This is a genomic window from Bradyrhizobium sp. 22 (assembly GCF_000482425.1).
In the GTDB taxonomy this organism is placed as follows: domain Bacteria; phylum Pseudomonadota; class Alphaproteobacteria; order Rhizobiales; family Xanthobacteraceae; genus Bradyrhizobium; species Bradyrhizobium japonicum_B.
In genome coordinates this window covers 1,112,690-1,134,007 of record NZ_KI519399.1, presented here as the reverse complement: position 1 = coordinate 1,134,007, position 21,318 = coordinate 1,112,690, and the positions used below count along the sequence as shown (strand labels likewise).

At 64.4% G+C, this 21,318-nt stretch carries 21 protein-coding genes; 12 read left to right on the top strand and 9 right to left on the bottom strand.

What is annotated here, in order from left to right:
* Positions 1-126: 126 nt before the first annotated feature.
* The 3 genes from K410_RS0106645 to K410_RS0106635 all read left to right on the top strand — a co-directional run bounded on the left by K410_RS0106645 (position 127) and on the right by K410_RS0106635 (position 3,764).
* Positions 127-1,890 (top strand): flavin-containing monooxygenase, encoded by a 1,764-nt coding sequence (locus K410_RS0106645; RefSeq protein WP_028134117.1) that lies wholly within the window; start codon positions 127-129, stop codon positions 1,888-1,890.
* 124 nt (positions 1,891-2,014) lie between these two features.
* Positions 2,015-2,992, top strand: a complete 978-nt coding sequence (locus tag K410_RS0106640) for a peptidyl-alpha-hydroxyglycine alpha-amidating lyase family protein (RefSeq protein WP_028134116.1) — start codon at positions 2,015-2,017, stop codon at positions 2,990-2,992.
* A 214-nt stretch (positions 2,993-3,206) separates the two neighbouring features.
* Complete coding sequence (locus K410_RS0106635; RefSeq protein ID WP_028134115.1) at positions 3,207-3,764, top strand: HNH endonuclease; 558 nt, start codon at positions 3,207-3,209, stop codon at positions 3,762-3,764.
* 18 nt (positions 3,765-3,782) lie between these two features.
* On the opposite strand, the gene K410_RS0106630 is transcribed toward K410_RS0106635, so the two are convergent.
* On the bottom strand, positions 3,783-4,664 hold the full coding sequence (locus K410_RS0106630) for a DMT family transporter (RefSeq protein ID WP_028134114.1): 882 nt from the start codon (positions 4,662-4,664) through the stop codon (positions 3,783-3,785).
* 147 nt (positions 4,665-4,811) lie between these two features.
* On the opposite strand from K410_RS0106630, the gene K410_RS0106625 reads away from it, so the two are divergent.
* The 6 genes from K410_RS0106625 to K410_RS39290 all read left to right on the top strand — a co-directional run bounded on the left by K410_RS0106625 (position 4,812) and on the right by K410_RS39290 (position 10,221).
* Complete coding sequence (locus K410_RS0106625) at positions 4,812-5,033, top strand: dodecin (protein ID WP_028134113.1); 222 nt, start codon at positions 4,812-4,814, stop codon at positions 5,031-5,033.
* Positions 5,034-5,427: 394 nt separating this feature from the next.
* Positions 5,428-6,555, top strand: coding sequence for a TRAP transporter substrate-binding protein (locus tag K410_RS0106615; RefSeq protein WP_028134112.1), 1,128 nt, complete (start codon positions 5,428-5,430; stop codon positions 6,553-6,555).
* Between the two features lie 115 nt (positions 6,556-6,670).
* A complete protein-coding gene (locus K410_RS0106610) occupies positions 6,671-7,273 on the top strand; it encodes a TRAP transporter small permease subunit (protein WP_028134111.1) in 603 nt (200 codons plus the stop codon).
* Complete coding sequence (locus tag K410_RS0106605; protein WP_028134110.1) at positions 7,270-8,619, top strand: TRAP transporter large permease; 1,350 nt, start codon at positions 7,270-7,272, stop codon at positions 8,617-8,619. Before K410_RS0106610 ends, K410_RS0106605 begins: the two co-directional genes overlap by 4 nt.
* Entirely contained in the window at positions 8,606-10,051 is a 1,446-nt protein-coding gene (locus tag K410_RS0106600) for an amidase (protein WP_349509792.1), read from the top strand. The genes K410_RS0106605 and K410_RS0106600 overlap by 14 nt, the downstream gene beginning before the upstream one ends.
* Positions 10,048-10,221 (top strand): hypothetical protein, encoded by a 174-nt coding sequence (locus K410_RS39290; RefSeq protein ID WP_155253262.1) that lies wholly within the window; start codon positions 10,048-10,050, stop codon positions 10,219-10,221. Before K410_RS0106600 ends, K410_RS39290 begins: the two co-directional genes overlap by 4 nt.
* 44 nt (positions 10,222-10,265) lie before the next feature.
* Here the strand turns inward: K410_RS39290 and K410_RS0106590 are convergent, their stop codons facing one another.
* The 8 genes from K410_RS0106590 to K410_RS0106555 form a co-directional block, all read right to left on the bottom strand.
* Entirely contained in the window at positions 10,266-11,234 is a 969-nt protein-coding gene (locus K410_RS0106590; RefSeq protein ID WP_028134108.1) for an ABC transporter ATP-binding protein, read from the bottom strand.
* Positions 11,231-12,226 (bottom strand): ABC transporter ATP-binding protein, encoded by a 996-nt coding sequence (locus K410_RS0106585; protein WP_028134107.1) that lies wholly within the window; start codon positions 12,224-12,226, stop codon positions 11,231-11,233. Before K410_RS0106585 ends, K410_RS0106590 begins: the two co-directional genes overlap by 4 nt.
* On the bottom strand, positions 12,226-13,143 hold the full coding sequence (locus K410_RS0106580) for an ABC transporter permease (RefSeq protein ID WP_028134106.1): 918 nt from the start codon (positions 13,141-13,143) through the stop codon (positions 12,226-12,228). Before K410_RS0106580 ends, K410_RS0106585 begins: the two co-directional genes overlap by 1 nt.
* On the bottom strand, positions 13,109-14,068 hold the full coding sequence (locus tag K410_RS0106575; protein ID WP_028134105.1) for an ABC transporter permease: 960 nt from the start codon (positions 14,066-14,068) through the stop codon (positions 13,109-13,111). The genes K410_RS0106580 and K410_RS0106575 overlap by 35 nt, the downstream gene beginning before the upstream one ends.
* A gap of 29 nt (positions 14,069-14,097) precedes the next feature.
* Positions 14,098-15,888 carry a peptide ABC transporter substrate-binding protein gene (locus K410_RS0106570; protein WP_028134104.1) on the bottom strand — a complete coding sequence of 597 codons (1,791 nt, stop codon included), beginning with the start codon at positions 15,886-15,888 and terminating at the stop codon, positions 14,098-14,100.
* 261 nt (positions 15,889-16,149) lie between these two features.
* Positions 16,150-17,568 carry a M20 family metallopeptidase gene (locus tag K410_RS0106565; protein WP_028134103.1) on the bottom strand — a complete coding sequence of 473 codons (1,419 nt, stop codon included), beginning with the start codon at positions 17,566-17,568 and terminating at the stop codon, positions 16,150-16,152.
* A gap of 153 nt (positions 17,569-17,721) precedes the next feature.
* Positions 17,722-18,111, bottom strand: a complete 390-nt coding sequence (locus K410_RS0106560) for a hypothetical protein (protein WP_028134102.1) — start codon at positions 18,109-18,111, stop codon at positions 17,722-17,724.
* Positions 18,108-18,722: a hypothetical protein gene (locus K410_RS0106555; protein WP_028134101.1), complete on the bottom strand. Its 615-nt coding sequence runs from the start codon at positions 18,720-18,722 to the stop codon at positions 18,108-18,110. Before K410_RS0106555 ends, K410_RS0106560 begins: the two co-directional genes overlap by 4 nt.
* A gap of 238 nt (positions 18,723-18,960) precedes the next feature.
* Here K410_RS0106555 and K410_RS0106550 point away from each other — a divergent pair, with 238 nt between their 5' ends.
* The 3 genes from K410_RS0106550 to K410_RS0106540 all read left to right on the top strand — a co-directional run bounded on the left by K410_RS0106550 (position 18,961) and on the right by K410_RS0106540 (position 21,315).
* Positions 18,961-19,932, top strand: coding sequence for a S1C family serine protease (locus K410_RS0106550; RefSeq protein WP_028134100.1), 972 nt, complete (start codon positions 18,961-18,963; stop codon positions 19,930-19,932).
* A gap of 22 nt (positions 19,933-19,954) precedes the next feature.
* Positions 19,955-21,025 (top strand): alpha/beta hydrolase, encoded by a 1,071-nt coding sequence (locus tag K410_RS0106545; RefSeq protein ID WP_028134099.1) that lies wholly within the window; start codon positions 19,955-19,957, stop codon positions 21,023-21,025.
* 83 nt (positions 21,026-21,108) lie between these two features.
* Complete coding sequence (locus K410_RS0106540; protein ID WP_028134098.1) at positions 21,109-21,315, top strand: hypothetical protein; 207 nt, start codon at positions 21,109-21,111, stop codon at positions 21,313-21,315.
* Positions 21,316-21,318: the final 3 nt, after the last annotated feature.

Here is a 21,318-nt window from a genome sequence, read left to right as displayed (position 1 = left end):
CAGCGGCCTATTCCGTCCAGGCAGGGCGATATGCCGCCATTGCTCGGGTGACCGGCTGTCGGCCGCTTGCGAAAGCGTATAGCCTCGACCAGAGGAAACGCCGCGAAGACGGCCACGAGGTCGCGCATGCTGGACAGGACGAAGGATATTGCCGCATCCGCGCAGGGCTGGCTCGACGCGTTCGAGCGAGCGCTGAGCAAGCCCGAGCCCGCCGCGTTGGACCATCTCTTCCTCGCCGACAGCTTCTGGCGCGACGTGCTGGCACTGAGCTGGAAGCTGCAGACGCTCGCCGGCCGCGACACGATTGCCCATGCGCTGGCCGCACTCGCGCCCAAGGCGGCACCGGCCAATTTCAAGATCGCGCCCCACCGCGCACCGCCGCGCTGGGTCACGCGCGCCGGCCGCAACTGCGTCGAGGCGATCTTCGATTTCGAAACCGCGATCGGGCGCGGCAGCGGTATCGTCCGGCTCGCACCCGACAGCACCGACGCCGACGGTCTGAAAGCCTGGACGCTGCTGACCGCGCTCGATGAACTCAAGGGCTTTGAGGAGCAACTCGGCACCTCGCGCCCACGCGGCCAGGCCTATTCGCGCGATTTCCGCGGACCGAACTGGCTCGATTTGCGCAACGCCTCGCGCGATTATGCTGATCGCGATCCGGCCGTGCTGGTGGTCGGCGGCGGCCAGGCCGGGCTTGCGATTGCAGCGCGGCTGAAGCAGTTGCAGGTCGACACGCTGATCGTCGATCGCGAGACGCGGATCGGCGACAATTGGCGCAAGCGCTATCATGCGCTGACGCTGCACAACCAGGTGCAGGTCAATCACCTGCCCTACATGCCGTTTCCGCCGAGCTGGCCGACCTATATCCCCAAGGACAAGCTCGCCAACTGGTTCGAGGCTTACGTCGATGCGATGGAGCTGAACTTCTGGACCGGCACCGAATTCGAGGGCGGCGCCTATGACGAGGCGAAGGGACGCTGGACCGTCACGCTGCTCCGCGCCGACGGCAGCGAGCGGACCATGCATCCGCGCCACGTGATCATGGCGACGGGCGTCAGCGGCATCGCCAACATTCCGGAGCTTCCGAGCCTCGCCAATTTCAAGGGGACGCTGCTGCATTCCAGCCGCTACGAGGACGGCGAGAGCTGGGCCGGCAAGCGCGCCATCGTCATCGGCACCGGCAACAGCGGCCACGACATCGCGCAGGATCTGTATTCCAGCGGCGCCGAGGTGACGCTGGTGCAGCGCTCGCCCACCCTCGTCACCAATATCGAACCGTCGGCGCAGCTCGCTTACGCCACCTACAACGAGGGCACGCTGGAGGACAACGATCTGATCGCGGCCTCGATGCCGACGCCGCTCGCGAAGAAGACGCATGTCATGCTGACCGAGCAGTCCAAGCAGCTCGACAAGGAGCTGCTCGAAGGCCTCTCGCGCGTCGGCTTCAAGCTCGATTTCGGCGAGGCCGGCACCGGCTGGCAGTTCAAATACCTCACCCGTGGCGGCGGCTATTATTTCAACGTCGGCTGCTCCAACCTGATCGTGGAAGGCAGGATCAGGCTCAGGCAGTTCGACGACATCGAAAGCTTCAACGCCGAGGGTGCACGGATGAATGACGGCTCCACCATCGCGGCCGACCTGATCGTGCTCGCCACCGGCTACAAGCCGCAGGAATATCTCGTTCGGAAGCTGTTCGGCGATGCCGTGGCCGACCGCGTCGGCCCGATCTGGGGCTTTGGCGACGGCTTCGAGCTGCGCAACATGTATGCGCGCACCAGGCAGCCTGGGCTCTGGTTCATCGCCGGTAGCCTGGCGCAGTGCCGCATCAACTCGAAATATCTGGCGCTGCAGATCAAGGCGATCGAGGAAGGGATTTTGGGGCGGACATAGGCACCACCGTCATTCCGGGGCGCGCGTCAGTGCGAGCCCGGAATCCATCCATCCGCAAGCTATGCCGCACAATGGATTCCGGGCTCACGCTGCGCTTGCCCCGGAATGACAGGAGGAGAGATTGATGCCAGCCATTCTCGGCAGCGGCGAGCACCGCTTTCGCGTGGTCGAAAACTTCGCCAAGCTCCCTGACGGCTGGCAGCTCACCGACGTCGCCTCGGTCGCCGTCGACAGCAACGATCGCATCTACGTCTTCAACCGCGGCGCCCATCCGATGGTGGTGCTGGACCGCGAGGGCAATTTCCTGCGCAGTTTTGGCGAAGGCCTGTTCACGCGCGCGCACGGCCTGCACATCGATGCGGACGACAACCTCTATTGCACCGATGACGGCGACCACACCGTGCGCAAATGCACCACCGACGGCAAGGTGCTGCTGACAATCGGCATTCCCGAGAAACCGTCGCCGTTCATGAGCGGCGAGCCGTTCCACCGCTGCACGCACACCGCGCTGTCGCCGAAGGGCGAGATCTACGTCTCCGACGGCTATGGCAATGCGCGCGTGCACAAATTCACGCCCGACGGCAAGCTCATCAGGAGCTGGGGCGAGCCCGGCACCGATCCCGGCCAGTTCAACATCGTGCACAATATCGCCACCGACGCCGACGGCTGGGTCTATGTCGCCGACCGCGAGAACCATCGCGTCCAGGTGTTCGATGGCGAGGGCAGGTACGAGACGCAGTGGAATAACCTTCACCGGCCCTGCGCGCTGTGCTGCTGCGGCGGGGCGAAGAACCCGACGTTCGTGATCGGCGAGCTCGGTCCCGGCCTGGCGGTCAACCGCAAGGTGCCCAATCTCGGGCCACGGCTGTCAATCGTGAACGCCAGGGGCGAGCGCATCGCGCGGCTCGGCGGCGAGGCCGGTCCGGGCGTCGTCAGCGGCAAATTCCTGGCGCCCCATGGCATCGCGCTGGATTCGCAGGGCGATATCTATGTCGGTGAGGTCGGCGTCACCGACTGGAAGACGAGCTTTCCGGACGCGGAGATGCCGGCCGTCGTGCGCGCAACGCGGTGCTTGCAGAAGCTGGAGCGGGTACGGGAGTAGCCGCCGCGGCACGCCACGCCCCCGGACAAAAAGCAGTTCCGCGCCCGCCGCGTGCTCTCCGCAGATCGCGGCGTTTTGAGCGCTTTTGCCACCCCGCCGCCGCATTGCTTGCGCCTGAATAAGTCGCTCAACGGGCTTCACAATCCCGTCACGCTGCATGTAGTATGTGAGCACATGCTGCTTCGCAGCGTATATTGGAGGCCGGGAGCGTTACTTGAACGCACATGTCTCGCAAGGCAGTTGGCCGGTGTTGGTGCTGAATGCGGACTTCCGGCCGCTGAGTTACTACCCGCTGTCTCTCTGGTCGTGGCAGGACGCGATCAAGGCGGTGTTCCTCGACCGCGTCAACATCGTCGCTCATTACGACCAGGCGGTCCACAGTCCCACGCTGCAAATGCAGCTGCCGAGCGTCGTCTCGCTCAAATCCTTCGTCAAGCCGACCACCCATCCCGCCTTCACCAGGTTCAACGTCTTCCTGCGCGATCGTTTCGCCTGCCAATATTGCGGCTCGCCCGAGGACCTCACCTTCGATCACATCATCCCGCGCAGCAAAGGCGGCCAGACCACCTGGGAGAACGTGGTCGCGGCGTGCTCGCCCTGCAACCTGCGCAAGGGCAACCTGACGCCGGCGCAAGCCAAGATGTTTCCGCGCCAGAACGCATTCGCGCCGACCGTGCACCAGCTCCACCGCAACGGCCGCCTGTTTCCGCCGAACTACCTGCACGACAGCTGGCTCGACTATCTGTACTGGGATACGGAACTGGATCCGTAAGGAGCGCCAGTTCTCGCCTCATCCCCGCTGCAAGGCCAGCGTCACGCCACCAAGCGTGAGCGCCATCGCCGCCCATTCGCGGTAGCCCAGCGGCTCGCCGAGAATGATGGCGGCGGACACCACGCCGATCACGGGCACGATCAGCATGCCGGTCGAAGCCGTGGTCGGTGGCAGACGGCGCAGCGTCTCGAACCAGGTGACGTAGCAGACGCCCATCGGCACCAGTGTCATGTAGACAAAGCAGCCGAGCCCCAGCGGGGTGATGGCGGTGACGTCGGGATGCTCGAACAGCATGCCGAGGACCAGCATCGCGGCGCAACCGAGGCCAACCTGCCAGGCGACCACGACCAGCGGGGGCATCGGCAGCGGCTTGCGGTTGAGCACGTTGCCGAGCGCGAACAGGATGGCGCAGAGCAGCGCCAGCGCAATCCCGATCAGCTTGTCGGCGCCGAACACAAAACCGTTGCCGCTCAAGAGCAGCGTGACGCCGGCAACGCCGAGGACCAGCCCGAAGATATCGCGCGGCGTCGGCCGCGTGTGCAGCACCGGCCAGGCGAACAGCATCGCCCAGATCGGCATGGTGTAGGCGAGCAGAGCGCCCTCGCTCACCGTCACATATTTCATCGCGACCGTGCCGAGGCCCATCCATGCGAAGACATTGGTGAAGGTCGCGAACGCCAGCCGCGGAATCGCCTCGCGCGGAACGGCGAACGATTCCTTCCGGCTCAGCACCAGGGTACCGAGAATGAGCGAGGCGCAGACCCCGGCAAGGCCGCGGGCGAACAGCGGTGGCCATTGCTGGAGCAGCAGCTTCATCAGCGGCCAGTTCAGCGCCCAACCGAAGGCCGTCACGCCGAGGCAGAGAGAGCCGATCGTCCTGTCACGCCGCGTCATATCCATGCATAGCGCTTAGCAGCCCGGCGCGGCCCGCTCCACCGCGGCCGGCGCATGCGGGCCATCGCGCAGAACGGAACCGGACCGCCTGACGGTCGTTCAAATGGAGCTCACGCGTCGATGCGTACCGCAGCACAACCCATGGAGGCCATCATGGCTGCAGCTGAAAAAGACCATGTCTATAAGATTCTGGATCTGGTCGGATCGTCGGAGACCTCGATCGAGGACGCAATCCAGAACGCGATCAGCCGCGCCTCGAAGACCATTCGCGAGATGAAATGGTTCGAGGTGGTGCAGACTCGTGGCCACATCGAAAACGGCGCCGTCGGCCATTATCAGGTCACGTTGCGCGTCGGCTTCACGCTGGAGGAATGACGGCGCTCACCGGCCGATGCCAATGCTGCCCTTGCCGGCGCAGCTGCGGGTGACGCTGAAGAGCTCGCCTTCGACCGTCATTGCCATTGACCAGCCGTTGGTCCGTTTCGGCGGTGCACACGCAGCTTTCCCAAGTCTGACGTCTCCAAGCCGAAGACCTCTCCCGGGTCTGAGAGAGCGTCTGCATTTGCTGCGCTGCGACACGCGACAAATATGCGGCTCCCCGCAAACAAAAAGCTCGCCGACATCCAAAATGCGACATCGCGCAGCTTGTCGGATGCCGGCATTGCGTCCAAACTGTGATCAAAGTCGCTGGAATGCGGCATACCTCCAGCGGTCATAAACGAAGCGCACAAGCGCATTCGAACAAACCAGGCCGCCAGGGAGGACGTCCATGATTGCTAAGTCTGAAAAGACCAGAACGACTCGTCGCAAATTCCTGTTGACCGCCGGCGCGACCGGCGCTGCTGCTATCGCCATGCCCCAAGTCAGCCGGGCGCAGACAGCGACCCTGAAGATGCAGGGCTCGTGGGGCAAGGCCGATGTCTTCAACGAGATGGCCGAAGATTATGTGAAGCGCGTCAACGAGATGGCCGGGGGCCGGCTGCGCATCGACTATCTGGTCGGCGGCTCGGTCGTGCATCCGTTCCAGGTGTTCGACGGCGTCCATGGCGGCCAGATCGACGCGGCCCACACGGTGACGGTCTATTGGTACGGCAAGCACAAGGCAGCATCGCTGTTCGGGACAGGTCCCGTGTTCGGCTTCAACGCCAACGAAGGCCTCGGCTGGATCCACAACGGCGGCGGCAAGGAGCTGTTCGAGGAGCTCCAGACCAAGATCATGAACGTCAACATCAAGAGCTTCTTCGCCATGCCGATGCCGACGCAGCCGCTCGGCTGGTTCAAGAAGCCGATCACCAGCGACGCCGATCTCAAGGGCCTGAAGTATCGCACGGTGGGCCTTGCCGCCGATCTCTTCCAGGCGATGGGTGCATCCGTCGCGCAGCTACCGGGCGGCGAGATCGTGCCCGCGATGGAGCGCGGCGTGATCGACGGGTTCGAGTTCAACAATCCGACCTCCGACCGGCGCTTCGGCGCACAGGACGTCGCCAAGAACTACATGATGGGCAGTCACCATCAGGCGACGGAATACTTCGAGATCATGTTCAACCGGACCAAATTCAACGCGCTGCCGAAGGAACAGCAGGCGATCCTGCAATACGCCGCCGAAGCCGTGTCCTCCGCCAACGAATGGAAGGCCATGGATTATTATTCCAAGGACCTGCAGGAGCTGATCAACAAGGACAAGGTCAACGTCCAGCGGACGCCGAAGTCGGTGTTCGACGCGCAGATCAAGGCCTGGGACGGCCTGATCGCCCAGCTCGGCTCGGATCCGTTCATGAAGAAGGTGATGGACTCGCAGAAGGAATGGGTGCGCCGCGTGGTTTACTACAACATGAACAACGCGACGGACTACCGCGGCGCCTTCGAGCATCATTTCCCGGGCGTGCTCAAGGTCTGACCGCTGTCGCAGCGCATCGCATGGGCCGTATCGTGAGGGGCGGCGCAATTGAAGCGCCGCCCGCGACTTGGGAGGGGGACATCCGGATGGTCTGCTCGCAGCGAGTTCAGCTCGCATGACGAAGTTCCTGTTCTTCATCGATGAGCTCAGCACCTGGGTGGGCAAGGCGTTCGCCTGGCTGATTCTCGTCCTTACACTGGGTGTCAGCTACGAGGTCTTCGTGCGCTACGTGCTGCGTGCGCCGACCACCTGGGCTTTCGACATCAGCTACATCACCTATGGCGCGATGTTCCTGATGGCCGGCGCGTATACGCTCTCGCGCAACGGCCATGTGCGTGCCGACGTGGTCTACCGCCTCTGGTCGCCGCGCACGCAGGCGACGATGGACCTCGTCCTTTATATCCTGTTCTTCCTGCCGGCGATCGCGGCACTGATGTATTCGGGCTGGAACTACGCCCAGATGTCGGTGCGCTTCCGCGAGGTCAGCATCTTCAGTCCGGCCGGCGTGCCGGTGTTTCCGCTGAAGGCGCTGATCCCGCTCACCGGTTTCCTGCTGTTTCTGCAAGGGGTCGCCGAAATCATCCGTTGCGTGCTGTGCATCCGCACCGGCCGATGGCCGCAACGCCTGCACGACGTGGAGGAGACCGAGAGCCTCGTCATCCGCGAACATCAGCAGCAGGCGGCCGAGCCGCAGAGCGAGAAGGCACCAGGCGCATGACCGATCCTCAACTCGGCATGCTGATGCTGGGCCTCTTCATCTTCATCATCATGCTCGGCTTCCCGATCGCCTTCACGCTGATGGCGATGGGCGTCTCGTTCGGCTATTATGCCTATTACACCCCCGGCCAGGACTTCTTCCAGAACCGCATCTTCACCCTTCTGGTGCAGAAGACGTTCGAGGTCACGTCCAGCGATGTCCTGGTTGCGGTTCCGCTATTCCTGTTCATGGGCTATCTGATCGAGCGCGCGAACATCCTCGACCGCCTGTTCTACTCGCTGCAATTGTCGATGAAGAACGTGCCGGGCGCGCTGGCGGTGGCCACGCTGATTACCTGCGCGATGTTCGCGACCGCGACCGGCATCGTCGGCGCCGTCGTCACGCTGATGGGCCTGCTGGCCCTGCCGGCGATGCTGCGCGCCGGCTACGACACCAAGCTGTCGGCAGGCGTCGTCTGCGCCGGCGGCTGCCTCGGCATCCTGATTCCGCCGAGCATTCTGCTGATCGTCTATGCGGCAACCGCCGGCGTTTCGGCGGTCAAGCTTTATGCGGCCGCTTTCTTTCCGGGCTTCCTGTTGGCCGGACTCTACGTCCTCTATGCGATGTCGCGCGCGATCATCAATCCCGCGCTGGCGCCGAAGCTGCCCCCCGAGCAGACCAACGTGCCGCTCAGCACGGTCATCTGGGCGCTCGCCACATCGTTCCTGCCGCTGGCGCTGCTGATCGTTTCGGTGCTCGGCGCCATCCTGTTTGGCCTGGCGACGCCGTCCGAGGCAGCCGCGGTGGGCGCCCTCATGAGCATCGTTCTGGCCGCCGCCTATCGTTCGCTCAACTTCACGATGATGCGCGAATCGGTCTATCTGACAGTGCGTGCGACCGCGATGGTCTGTTACCTGTTCATCGGATCGTGGACGTTCTCCGCGGTGTTTGCCGTCCTCGGCGGACAGACCGTTGTCGAGCAGTTCTTCGCCTCGCTGAACCTGTCGCCGATCGGCTTCCTGCTGTTGACCCAGGTGATCATCTTCCTGCTCGGCTGGCCGCTGGAATGGACCGAGATCATCATCATCTTCGTGCCGATCTTCCTGCCGCTGCTGCCCCAATACGGCATCGATCCGATCTTCTTCGGCATCCTGGTGGCCCTGAACACGCAGACGGCGTTCAACACGCCGCCGGTCGCGATGGCGGCCTTCTACCTGAAGGGCGTGGCGCCGCCTCAGGTGAAGCTGACCGACATCTTCTCCGGCGCGCTGCCGTTCGTCGGCCTGGTCTTCTTCACCATGGCCCTGGTCTACATCTTCCCGGGGATCGCATTGTGGTTGCCCACCTATCTCTATGGATCGCGATGAGCGCGCCCGGCAGACCGCCGAGAGGCCGCGCATGAGTCTCAGCGCGCTCGGCCTCATCGAAGCCGCGGCCGGCATCCGCGACGGCCGATTCAGTTCGGAAGAGCTCGTCGGCGCCTGCCTCGAGCGCATCGACGCGGTCGATCGCGATATCCAGGCGTGGGCGTTTCTCGATCGCGACCACGCGATGCGGCAGGCCGAGGCTGCTGACGATCATCGCAAGCACGGCAAGGCCATAGGCCCGCTGCATGGCGTGCCCGTGGGCATCAAGGACATCTTCGACACCGGCGACATGCCGACGGAGTTCGGATCGGAGCTGTGGGCCGGACGCACGCCGCGACGCGATGCGGCGGCCGTGGCGCGTCTGCGGGCGGCCGGCGCCGTGATCCTCGGCAAGACGGTGACCACCGAGTACGCGTACTACAATCCGGGCAAGACCCGAAATCCGCACAACCCGGATCACACGCCTGGCGGATCGTCCTCGGGCTCCGCCGCGGCCGTCGCGGCGCTGATGGTGCCGGGTGCCGTCGGCTCGCAGACCAACGGCTCGGTGATTCGTCCTGCCGCCTTCTGCGGCGTGGTCGGTTTCAAGCCCTCGCATGGCCTCATTCCGCGCAGCGGTGCGCTCGAATTGTCGCGCACGCTCGACCATGTCGGCGTGTTCGGGCGCAGCGTGGAGGACGTGGCCCTGCTGTCCGAGGTCATGGTCGACTTCGACCCGGAGGATCTGGACACGCGGCCTGTTGCGCGCCCGCCATTCTCTGCGGTAGCGGCGAGCGAGCCGCCGTTGCCGCCGCGATTTGCCTTCGTGCGCTCTCCCGTCTGGGATCAGGCCGAGCCGGTGACACGTGAGGCCTTTGCCGAGCTTGTCGAGGCATTAGGCGAGGCGTGCAGCGAAGTCGAGCTCGGGCCGAGCTTCGACAGGGCCGTCGATATGCACCGCATCATCATGGAAGTCGACATGGCGCACAATCTGCGGCGCGACTATCAGCGAGGCGGCGACAGACTGAGCCCACGCCTGCGCCAGGCGATCGAGCGCGGCCGCGCGCATCTTGCGATGGATTATTGCGGCGCCCTGGCCGGGATTGCGCCGCTCAACCAGGCTCTGGACCAAATCTTCGACGAGTACGACGCCGTCCTGACGCCGGCTGCGCCGGGTGCGGCGCCCGGCATCGAAACGACCGGCAACCCGGTTTTCTGCACGCTCTGGACCTATCTCGGCGTGCCCGCCATCAGCCTGCCCTTGATGCGTTCCGAAGCCGGCCTTCCGCTGGGCGTGCAGCTCGTCGGCCGCCGCGGCAACGATGCCCGCCTCTTGCGCACGGCGCGCTGGCTCGTCAAGACGATCGGGCGCACGCGTGGCAGCACTCGGCGCAACGTCCCGGACGCCGGGACGAACTCGGCTCCCCGCGCGGAGAAAAGGAACGTGCGATGACCAATCTGATCACCGGACTCATCGGCCTCGCGCTCATGATCACCTTTCTTGGGATCCTGCTGGTTTGGATCAAGGCCGTTCCGCTCATCATCATTGTGGTCGGCGTGGTGATCCTGGCGGTGCTTGATTTCGTCCAGTCACTGCGGACGACGAACGGCACGCCTCGCTGAACGCCGTCGCAAGATCGTCCTCGCAAGACAGTCGCGCCGCACCTTCACGCCAGGTGGCAGGCCACGAGGTGACCGTTCGCTCCTTCCTTCAGCGCCGGTGCGCTCTCCGCGCAGCGCGGCTGGGCGATCGGGCAGCGGGTGTGGAAGTGGCAGCCCGAGGGCGGCTTCATCGGGCTCGGGACATCGCCCTTGAGGCGGATGCGCTCGCGCTTCAGCTTGGGATCGGGCACCGGCACCGCGGACAACAACGCCCTGGTGTAGGGATGCTGCGGATTGCGGTAGAGATCGCTCGCTTTCGCCAGCTCCACGATGCGTCCGAGATACATCACCGCGACGCGGTCGGAGATGTGCTCGACCACCGAGAGGTCGTGCGCGACGAAGAGATAGGTGAGGTTCAGCTCAGCCTGGAGGTCTTCCAGCAGATTGATCACCTGGGCCTGGATCGACACGTCGAGCGCCGACACCGGCTCGTCGCAGACGATCAGCTTCGGCTCGACCGCGAGCGCCCGCGCGATCACGATGCGCTGGCGCTGGCCGCCGGAGAATTCGTGCGGATAGCGCCGCATGTGCTCGGCCTTGAGCCCCACCTTGACCAGCAGGCTGGCGACGCGCTCATCGCGCTCCTTTGCCGAGGATCCGAGCTTGTGGATGACCAGCGCCTCGCCGAGAATCGCACCGACCGTCATGCGCGGATTGAGCGAGGCGAACGGATCCTGGAACACCAGCTGCATGTTCCGCCGCATCGCGCGCAGATAATCGCCGCCGAGCTTGCGCACGTCCTGGCCGTCGAAGCTGACCTCGCCGTCGGTCGGCTCGATCAGGCGCAGCACGCAGCGTCCCGTGGTCGACTTGCCGCAACCGGATTCGCCGACGAGACCGAGCGTCTCGCCGCGGTTGACCGAGAACGACACGCCGTCGACCGCATAGACGGTGCCGACCTGGCGCGACAACAGGCCGCCGAGCACGGGGAAATGTTTCTTCAGGCCGCTGACGCGGAGCAAGGGTTCGCTCATGACGCAGCTCCCACGCTCAGATCTCCCAGGTGACAGGCCATGCGGTGGCCCCGCGCGATCTCGCGCAGCAGCGGCTCCTTCTCGGTGCAGACATTCATGGCGAACTTGCAGCGCGGCGCGAAGCGGCAGCCGACCGGCGGATTGATCAGGATCGGCACCGAGCCGCCGATCGCCTCCAGCCGCGTCTTGTGCTCGCTGTCGAGGTCGATGCGCGGGATCGAGCGGATCAGGCCTTGGGTGTAGGGATGGCGGGGGTCGCCGAAGAGATCGTTGACGGGGGCTTCCTCGACCACCTTGCCGGCATACATCACGACGACGCGCTGGGCGGTTTCGGCGACGACGCCCATGGCATGGGTGATCAGCATCACCGCCATGCCGAAGCGGTCCTTCATGTCCTGGAGCAGATCGAGGATCTGGGCCTGGATGGTGACATCGAGCGCCGTGGTGGGCTCGTCGGCGATGATCAGCTTGGGCTTGCAGGCGAGCGCCATTGCGATCATCACGCGCTGGCGCATGCCGCCCGAGAATTGATGCGGATAATTGTGCACGCGGCCTTCCGCGTTCGGGATCTGCACCAGCTTCAGCATCTCGATGGTGCGCTCGAGCGCCTGCTTCTTGGTCAGCGCTTCGTGCCGGCGCAGGCTTTCGGCGATCTGCTCGCCGATGGTGAGCACCGGATTGAGCGAGGTCATCGGCTCCTGGAAGATGAAGCCGATCTCCTTGGCCCTGATCTCGTCCAACTGATTGCTGGTCAGCGGCACCAGATCGCGTCCTTCGAAGATGATCTGGCCAGCCGCGATCCGGCCCGGCGGCATCGCGATCAGCTTCAGGATCGACATCGCGGTGACGGTCTTGCCGCAGCCGGATTCGCCGACGACGCAGAGCGTCTCGCCGCGGTTGATGGAGATATCGACGCCGTCGACGGCCTGCAGGATGCCGTCGTCGGTGGAGAAGTGGGTCTTCAGGCCCTTGATCTCGAGCAGCGGCGCCATCAGATCACCCGTCGCGCATCGAGCGCGTCACGCAGACCGTCGCCGATGAAGTTGATGGCAACCACCGCGATGAAGATGGCGCCGCCCGGAAACAGCGCCCAATGCGGGCCGATGTCGAGAAAGTCCTTGGCGTCGTACAGCAGCCGGCCCCAGGTCGGGGTATCAGGCGGGAAGCCGAGGCCGAGGAAGGAGAGGGTCGATTCCGCGATGATGGCGGCGGCGACGTCGATGGTGCCGGCGATGATCACGGGGCCGAGCGCATTGGGCAGGATGTGGCGCACCACCTGCCGCACCGGGCTGGCGCCGAGCGCGCGTGCAGCTTCGACGAACTCCTTCTCGCGGATCGACAGGAACTGCGCGCGCACAAGCCGGGCCACCGGCATCCAGCGCAGGCCGCCGATCACGAGCACGATCAGGATGAAGATGCCGCCCTCGGGTCCGAACGCCTGCTTCAGCCCGTCGCGGAACAGATAGATCAGCAGCAGCAGCAACGGCAGCTGCGGCAGCGACAGGAACAGGTCGGTCAGCCACATCAGGCCATGGCCGAGCGCACCGCGCGACATGCCGGCGAGCGCGCCGATCAGCACGCCGACCAGGACCGAGACCAGCATGGCGGCAAGACCGACCGCCAGCGAGATTCGCCCGCCATAGATCATGCGGGCGAGGATGTCCTGCCCCAGATCGTCGGTCCCGAAGGGATGGGCCAGCGAGGGCCCCTGCATGCCCGCGACGATATCGATGTCGTCCATCTTGACGCGCCAGACGAAGGGGCCGAGCACCACTGCCAGGATCAGAACGAGGAGCAGGACCGCGCTCACCACCGCAAGCTTGTGCCGGCTATAGCGCCGCCACGTCTCGCGCCAGGGCGAGTAGACGCGCCGCTCAGCGGAAGGAGATGCGAGGGTCAAGCCAGCCATAGAGCACGTCCGCGATGAGGTTGAACAGAACGACGAGGCACGCGAAGACGAAGGTGACGGCCATCACAACCGGCGTGTCGTTGGAAAGAATGGAAGAGATCAGCAGCGAGCCGATGCCGGGGATTCGGAAGATCTGCTCGGTGACGATCGCGCCGCCGAACACCGCCGGCATCTGCAAGGCGATCAGGGTCACGACCGGGATCATGGCGTTGCGCATGACGTGCTTGACGATGACCTTGGCCTGGCCGAGGCCCTTGGCGCGCGCCGTGGTGACATAATCGAGACGGATCACGTCGAGCATCGCCGAGCGCACGAAGCGCGTCATCGACGCCGCCTGGAACAGGCCGAGCACCGCCACCGGCATGATCGCCTGGCGGATCATTTCCAGCACCCAGCGGATACCGGTCGCCTTGATGTCGGTGGTATAGACGAATGGCAGCCAGTCCAGCGTGATCGAGAAGATCAGGATGAACAGAATGCCGGTGAAGAAGGTCGGAAGCGAGAAACCGACGAAGGCGAGCGTGTTCGCGACCTGGTCGAACAGCGAATAGGGCTTCGTCGCGGCGTAGACGCCGACGGGAATCGCGATCAGCAGCGCCAGGATCTGCGCCGAGCCGATCACGTAGAGTGTGGCCGGCAGGCGCTGGAGGATCAACTGGTCGACGTCCATCCGGCTGACGAAGGAGAAACCCCAGTCGCCGTGCAGCATGGCGTTGAGCCAGTGCAGATAGCGCAGGTAGATCGGGTCATCGAGGCCGAACTTGGCCCGAAGCGCCGCCTGCACTTCGGGCGGCACGTTCGGGTTGGTCGCCAACTCGGAAAACGGATCGCCGGGCGCGAGCGCGAGCACGACGAACAGGACGACCGAGATTCCGAGCAGGCTCGGAATCGCGATCAGCAGGCGACGCAGGACGTATTGGCTCATGAGGGGAAGCCCCGTCTAGCTTTGGGGGATCATTCCTCGCGATACCAGTCGAACAGATTGTCGGTCTCGTTGGCCCAGCCGGAGATCACCGGGCGCAGATTGTTCGCAGCCACCTCGACCTTGAGGCGATGCATCACGGGGATGAACACCGTGTCCTGCCACATCAGGTCGTTGGCCTTGATGTAGTGCGCGGCCCGCTTGACCGGATCCATCTCGCTGTCGGCGGCCTGGATCACCGCGTCGTACTCTTTATTGACCCAGCGCGGAAAGTTGGTGCCCTGCCACTTGTTTTCCTTGGTCGCGACGTTGCTGGAGAGGTAGCGACGCATGTGCTGCGACGGATCCGGCTGGCTCAGCGGGATCTGGAACATCTCGATGTCGGCATAGAATTTCGGATAGGTGTCGGGATTGGCGACGTCCGACGAGAAGAACACCGAAGCCACCACCGACTTCAACTCGACGTCAATGCCGGCCTTCTGACAGGCCTGCTTGACGATCGCCTGGGTCTTCTGGCGCGGACCGTTGATCGAGGTCTGATAGACGATTTTCAGCTTCTTGCCGTCCTTCTCGCGGATGCCGTCGGCGCCCGGCTTCCAGCCGGCGTCCTCGAGCATCTTGGCCGCCTTCTCGATGTTGAACTCCCAGCTCGTGTTCTTGGAGACGAACTTCTCCGGACCGTTGAGGAAGTTCGCGGTCGTGCGCCCGGCGCGGCCGTAGATCGCCTTCTTGACGGACTCGCGGTCCACCAACAGAGACAGCGCCTTGCGCACGACGGGATCCGAGAACAACGGATGCTTGGTCTTCATCGAAGACCGCTCGCCGTCGATCTCGACGTTCGGATCGGTGAAGTTGAGCGCGATGAACTCCGTGTCACCGCCCACGGCGTAGACGGTCTTGCCTTTGCCGCCCTTCTCCAGGCGCAGCAGCACGTCGTCCTCGACCTGAATGTTCCAGCCGAAATCGTACTCGCCGGTCTGGATCACCGCACGTGCGGCCGAGACGGCGTCGCCGCCACCCTTCATCTCGAGCGTGTCGAAATAGGGCCGGTTGGCCATGTGATAGTCGGGATTGATCACGCCGCGGATGAGATCGCCCGGCTTGAACTCGACGAATTTGTAGGGACCGGTGCCGACCGGCGCGAGGTTGTTCGGGGCTTCGCGCGATTTGGAGCCGATGAAATCGGCGAACAGGTGCTTCGGCAGGATCTGGCCGGTCGCACCGACGAAGGCGTCGGCCCAGAACGGCGTCGGCTTCGGGAAAGTGATCTTGACGGTGAGATCGTCGATCTTCTCGACCGTGAGATCGCGATAGGTTGCGATGGTCACAGCCGCAGTGGCCGGATCCTTGATGTACTGCCATGTGAATACGAGATCATCGGCCGTGAACGGCTTGCCGTCGTGCCATTTCACGCCGGGCTTCAGCTTCCACGTCACCGACTTGCCGTCGGCGGCGAGCAGGCCGTTCTGGATCGACGGGATCTCCGCCCCCAGCACCAGCTTCATGTTGCCGTCCGGATCCCAGCAGGCGAGCGGTTCGTAGAACAGGCGCGAGCCGTCCTGGTCCTTGGTGCCAGTGGCGAAATGCGGATTGAGCAAGGTCGGTCCCTGCCACCACAACAGCTTCAGCGCACCGCCGCCGCCGCGCTTGGTCGGCTTGTAGGTCGAGACGCCCTGGGCCATCGCGACGCCGCCGAGCGCGAGGATCTGGTTGGCCAGGGGAGCGGTGAGGCCGACCGCGGCCATGTGCTTGATGAAGGCGCGGCGATCCATCCGCCCGTCCTTCACCTGCCCGATCATCGAACGCAGTTCTTTATCCAGCATGGTTGTCCCCCGTCTGGTTCCCATCGTGATGAAGACGGCCGGCAAAGGCGGCCGCCCAAATAGCTGGCAGTAGATGGCACACCGAATGGGGGGCGCGTCAACTGGGACCGTGTGTATGCAAACGGTCTTCTGGCTGTCTGTTGGGCAAAACCGCGTTCCGCAGCCCATCCGTTCGGCAATCCAGCATCAAAACACGCTGGATTGCACGCTGCACTGCGGAAAATTTGTTCGCCCGATCAGACGAAGTATCGAGGCAAAATTCTACGCGACGGACATGTCGAGCGGCGGCTCGACGTGATCCGGCAGCGGACAGACATAAGGCGTTCTCGCTGTGCGCTTCTTCAGGTCGGCCTTGGCCGCCTTGATCAGTTCCGGATCCGTCAGCGCCTTGATGCCGAGACCGGCCATCGCCTTGGCCGCCTGCACCATGGCCTTGTGGGCATGCGGGCTCTTGCCCTGCGCCACCACCTGCCAGGTGTGGAAAGGCGTGCCGATCGCGACCGTTGGGGCGTGGACCTGCACGGTCGGCACGACCCAGCTGACGTCGCCGACGTCGGTCGACCCGACCAGCGGGTTGCGCTTGGCATCGAGCGGCACCAGGAAGTCGGCCAGCGGCCGATCGGTCGGCTCCATGCCGATCGCGTAATAGACCGATGCAATGTCCTTGTCGCTCAGCGTCGCGCGGATCTGGCCGGCAAAGCTCTTGTCGGCATCATCGAAATGCGGCGGCCCGAGCTCTTCCATGACCCGGTGCAGCGCCTGCTCCAGCGGCGCGTTCGGCAGGATGTTGGAGACTGCGGAGATGATCTTCATCTCCATCTTGGTTTCCGTCATCAGTGCCGCGCCTTGCGCGATCTTGGACACGCGCTCGACCAGCTCGTTCATGCCGGGCAGATCACGCGCGCGGATCGAATAGCGCACCCGCGCATGGGCCTGGACCACGTTGGGGGCGATGCCGCCGGTATCGAGCAGCGCGTAATGCACGCGCGCGTCGCTCGGCATGTGCTCGCGCATGTAGTTCACGCCGACATTCATCAACTCCACCGCATCGAGCGCGGAACGGCCGAGATGCGGCGAGGCCGCGGCGTGCGAGGTTCGGCCCGTGAAGATGAAATCCGCGCGCGTGTTGGCGAGCGAGGGCGTCACCGCGACCTCCCAGAAGCTGTGCGGATGCCAGGTGATGGCGATGTCGGCGTCCTCGAACGCGCCGGAGCGCACCATGAACGCCTTGGCCGCGCCGCCTTCTTCGGCCGGGCAGCCATAATAGCGCACGCGGCCGGGCACCTTGTTCTCGGCAAGCCAGTCCTTCACCGCGGTCGCGGCGAGCAGCGCGGCGGAGCCGAGCAGATTGTGACCACAGCCATGGCCGTGCCCGCCGGCCTCGACCGGACGATGTTCGGCGACACCCGCTTCCTGGCTGAGACCGGGCAGCGCGTCATATTCTCCCATGAAGGCGATGACCGGACCGCCCTCGCCCCACTCGCCCATCACCGCGGTCGGAATACCCGCGACCTTCTCGGTGACGCGAAAACCCTGATGACGCAGCTCGGCGAGATGCTCGGCGGCGGACCGCGCCTCGGTGTAGCACACCTCGGGCATGCCCCAGACCCTGTCGCTGAGGTCGATGAAACGCGCCTTGATCGTGTCGACGCCACGCCAGATGTCGCTGCGGTTGTCCATTGTCTGTCGTCCGTGATCCCAAGGTCAAACCAAGCGGCAATGGTTAGCAGCTTAGGTAGGAGCCGCCTAGCAGGGGCAGGGACATCAGCCATGCGGCCCGGCCGGGTCTCACGGCGCGGTCCAAGGCGACAGGCCGCACACACCACCGCACCACTACATTCTCGGCCTCGACAGCGCGTCTTTACTGACGAACAGGAGACGCCGGCGGAAGGCCGTCGGGCTCTCTGCAACCAGCACCCCCTTCAGAGATTGTAGACCGCCTGCAAAGAAGGGCTCCCGAAGCTCATTACCGTGAACCTCGGTCCACTCCGGTATCTGCAATCCGTACACGCGCGCAAGGTGCTCCGCCACTGCCGCTGCATAGGCGTCGTGTACAGGGTCGATCGATGCAGGTCGTTCTTCGATGGCCTGCTGGCGCGCGTGCGGGTTCATGTAGAACCAATCGAGAAATTCGCGAAGCGACGGGTCGAACTTCTGCTCGCCAGCTCGTACGCGGCGAACGACATCACTTAGCGTCGCGGGCTTCTTGCTGAACAGGCTCATGACTGGCTCGCCGGAGGCGTGTGATCGTCTTCCGTTCCATTTTCGAGATTTGAGAAAATCTCCTCGAGACCTAACCGGGTCTTGGGTTGAAGCATATTCTGCGGATAGAATTTTTCGACCAATGTCAGTGCATCCCGGCTGTTCTTGACGCCTATCGCGCGTGCGAGGAGCTTGATGTCGTCGATGTCCGAGTTCGTTTCCACACCGCCGACACGCATCGCCCGGCATTTCATGGCAAACAAGTATTCCGGTCTGGCGGTGTAGACGCGGAGGCCTGGTTGATCCTCGGTGGGGTAGGTCTTGAATAGGGCCTTCACGTCTGGATCCGCGTCTCTCTTGCTCAACCACCCCTTCACTCCGTCGTTCAACCAGTTCTCGTCCCAGCCGAACTCCTCCGCCATCTCGGCCGCAAGCCTCTTGATGAAATCCTTGTTGCCTTCGAACACCGCGTCGACGTCCCCGGTGTTGATCTGCCGGTTCAAGGTCAGTAGGAGGGCCGATCCGCCATAGATTACGATTTCGACGGTACGGCCTGCGGCGTAGGCCCGGCGGCCAAGCTCGGTCAGCGCATTTTCCAGAGTCAACCGATCGAAATTCTTGTCATCGCTCATGGCTTGTTCCACAGATGAGGGAACGATACGCCTGCCACATGGGACCGACAATGTCTTTTCGGGCAACGCCGAGACTTGCAAGTCGCGCCTGCTCCAGAATTGCTGCGTTTCTCGGCCGGTCAACGCAGGGTGGTCTTTAAAGAGAGGCGTTTGCAGCATAGATTGTCTCTGATTTCACGCGGCGCTTCTTGCGCTGGAGGCATGTCAAAGCGCCAAGAGAACGACCAGGAGAAACTCCATGTCCGCCCTGACCGAATGGAGAGTGCCGCCGGCCAATCAGCCGCGTGCGAGCGATTACGGTTTCGACCTCGACCGGGCGCTTGGATCGATCGTCGGCCTGCACGCCATCATCCCGCCTGACGCCTTCAGCGCCGAGACGCTGGGCACCGAACGCGCCGGCAACGGCGTCGTAATCGACGACGGGCTGGTGCTCACGATAGGTTACCTCATCACCGAGGCGGAATCGGTGTGGCTGCACCGCGCCGACGGGCGCGTGGTGGAGGGTCATGCGCTCGGCTTCGATTCCGAGACCGGCTTCGGCCTGGTGCAGGCGCTCGGCGATCTTGATATCGAACCCCTGCCGCTCGGCAACTCGGCCGACACCCGGCTCGGCGACCGCGTCGTGGTCGGCGGTGCTGGCGGCCGCACCCGCTCGGTCGCGAGCCAGATCGTGGCCAAGCAGGAATTCGCCGGCTATTGGGAATACTTGCTGGACGAAGCCATCTTCACCTATCCCGCGCATCCGAACTGGGGCGGCACCGCGCTGCTCAACGAGCGCGGTGAGCTGATCGGCATCGGCTCGCTTCAATTGGAGCGCGAACGCGGCGGCAAGGCCGAGCCCGTCAACATGATCGTCCCGATCGACCTGTTGAAGCCAATCCTGGAGGACTTGCGCAAGTTCGGCCGCGTCAACAAGCCGGCGCGGCCCTGGCTCGGGCTCTACTCGACCGAGATCGACAATCGCGTGGTGGTGATCGGAATCTCCGCCAACGGTCCGGCCGCGCGCGCCGAGCTCAAGGCCGGCGACGTCATCCTCGCCGTCGACGGCGACAAGGTCACCAGCCAGACCGCGTTCTACAGGAAGATGTGGGCGCTCGGCGCCGCCGGCGTCGACGTGCCGCTCACCGTGCACCACGAAGGCGTCACCTTCGACGTCACGGTGGCCTCGACCGACCGCTTCAAGCTGCTGAAAGCGCCGAAGCTGCATTGATTTTCTGCTGAAGAAAGCCGCGATGAGCGAGGCCGTGATCGACGACATCGTGGCCGTGCTGCCACCGCTGCTCAATGCGCTGGAGGCGCTCGGGTTCTTCGCCCGGCATCTGCATCCGCCGGCCTTTGCGTCCGTGATGAACACGGTCGGCGCCCCGGACGAGGTGTTGCGGAAGGCCCGGGCTTCGACCGGAGATTGGCCGGATCAATTCGCCGGCCTGCGAGAGCGGCTCGATACGGCCTGCGACGAGACGCTCGCCGCCTTTGCCGGCATTCGCGAGGTCGAGCGCGGCAACGGCGATCTCGTCGCGGTGTTCCGCGCGCTGCGCCACCTGCCGCGCGCGCAGGAGGCGCTCTATCCGCTGGCGATGCAGTTTCCGCCGGTGAGCAGCTTCTTCCTCAACGCCGCCAATCGCGACAATACGGACGTGCTGTCTCGGCTCGAAGCTGGCGCAGGCGAAGATACCGGCATCTTCCACGACCACAACGAACCCGGCAGCCGCGGCGGCTTCTCGATCTACGTGCCCGAATATTACAGGCCCGATCGCGCCATGCCGCTGGTGATGGCGTTGCATGGCGGCAGCGGCAACGGACGCGGCTTCCTGTGGAGCTGGCTGCGCGACGCCCGCAGCCTCGGCGCCATCCTGGTGGCGCCGACCGCGACCGGCCCGACCTGGGCGCTGATGGGCGACGATACCGATACACCCAATCTCGTGCGTATCCTTGAGACCGTGCGCAGCCGCTGGGCGGTCGATGCCTCGCGCATGCTGCTGACCGGAATGAGCGATGGCGGCACCTTTTGTTACGTGAGCGGGCTCGACGGCGCCTCGCCCTTCACCCATCTGGCGCCGGTGTCCGCGACCTTCCACCCGCTGATGGCCGAGATAGCCGACGCCACGCGCCTTCGAGGACTGCCGATCTTCATCACGCACGGCAAGCTCGACTGGATGTTTCCCGTGCAGACCGCGCGCCAGACGCAGGCGGCGCTCGCGGCCGCCGGCGCCGACGTCATTTATCGCGAGATCGACGACCTCAGCCACACCTATCCGCGCGAGATCAATGCGGAGCTGGTGCAGTGGCTGAATGGAAAATGAACAACCCGTCCTTAGATGCGCCGCATGACCGCGGAACCATCGTGCCGCGCCCGACGTTATCGGCGCGTCACCGGAGGTTCGCTATGAGGACGTTTTTTGGAATGATTTTGGGCGCGCTGCTTCTTGCCGGCGGCGTCTACGTCTATGACTCGATGCAGACCTCATCCGTCGCCAATGGCGAGGTCGCGGTCACCAATCGCACCATCGTGAACTGGGACGTCGCCAAGGCGGATTGGGATGCGTTGCGCGATCGCGCGCACAAGGACTGGGTCCGGATCTCGTCGAAGTAACGA